Origin of the sequence: Streptomyces sp. NPDC006265, from assembly GCF_040613555.1 — a bacterium.
GTDB lineage: Bacteria > Actinomycetota > Actinomycetes > Streptomycetales > Streptomycetaceae > Streptomyces.
The window spans coordinates 1-1,103 of record NZ_JBEXSH010001513.1 but is presented as its reverse complement, the minus strand read 5'-3'; the positions used below and the strand labels follow the sequence as shown (position 1 = coordinate 1,103).

General features: G+C 69.2%; 2 protein-coding genes. Both read right to left on the bottom strand.

Annotation, left to right across the window (positions count from 1 at the left end; all coding sequences use genetic code 11):
• Positions 1-72: 72 nt before the first annotated feature.
• Positions 73-504 (bottom strand): GFA family protein, encoded by a 432-nt coding sequence (locus ABZ281_RS50275; protein ID WP_356665624.1) that lies wholly within the window; start codon positions 502-504, stop codon positions 73-75.
• The coding region (locus ABZ281_RS50270; RefSeq protein WP_356665622.1) for a DUF3865 domain-containing protein at positions 504-1,103 on the bottom strand (600 nt) is incomplete at its 5' end. The genes ABZ281_RS50270 and ABZ281_RS50275, both read right to left, overlap by 1 nt.

Genomic DNA, 1,103 nt, shown 5'->3' with positions numbered 1-1,103 from the left:
TGGGTCGCTGGCGGGGGGGGGGTCGGGGGGCGGGCAGGTCAGGACTGCCAGCCCCCGGAGGTCTCGCGGGTGTCAGCCGACGGGGCTGTTCTGGGTGTCCGGGACTTGGGGCAGCCAGTGCACGGCGTCGTCGCGGAAGGACTGGTTGACGGGGACGAGGTCGGCTCCGCTGGTGTCGTCCAGGGCCGTGACGACGATGCCGAGCTCGGGGACATCACTGTCCAATGCCGCGAGGCGGCTGCCGCAGTTCGGGCAGAAGCCGCGCTGGGCCTCGCCCTCGAACGTCTCGAACCAGGTCGGCTCGACGCCGTTGGTCCAGGTGACGTCCTCCGGGGCGAAGCCAGCCCACCACATCATCGGGCCGCCGCCGAGCTTCTTGCAGTGCCGGCAGCTGCACGTGTGCGGGTAGACGGCGTTGCCCTTGACGGTGAAGCGGATCCGTCCGCACAGGCATCCGCCGGAGCGCTCCTGGGCTTCGGCGACGATGTCGGGGGTGGCGTTCATCAGTTCATCTCCGAGGCGCGGTGGGCGAGTTGAGCCCACCAGTGTGTCATCCCCTCAGTGATCGTCAGCCAGCCGTCGAGGGCCTGGGGCAGGTCGATGTGGAACAGTTCACTCTCCTTGATGAACCGGGCCAGGCCCTCGATGTGGGCGGCCTCGACGCTCATGCCGCCGACCTGGGCGGCCTCGTGCTCGTCGTCGAGGTGGAGCTCGTAGTAGTAGTGCAGGGCCTTGAGCTCGCTGCCGGTGCGCCGGATGGTCAGCTCGCCGTAGCGGTTGGTGATGTCGCGCAGGATCTCGGTCTCGGCGATCGCCACGGCCTCGGTCGCGTAGTAGGCGCCGGCGATGAAGCTGGGCATGTGCGAGCCGACCATCCACTGGTGGAGGTTGACCAGCGTCTCGGTCTCCGTGGCGGGCACGTGGCCGTTGACGAGCAGGCCGAGGTCGGACAGGAGCGCGTTGGTGTAGAGGACGTAGTGCGCGGGCACCTTGCCGCGCTCGCCGCCCTCTTCGAGGTGATTGCGGCGCAGCTCGTGCGCGAGCTCGGGGCAGAACCCCTCCACACTGGTGGCGGCGGCCTTGAGGAACTGGGCGTTGTAGCG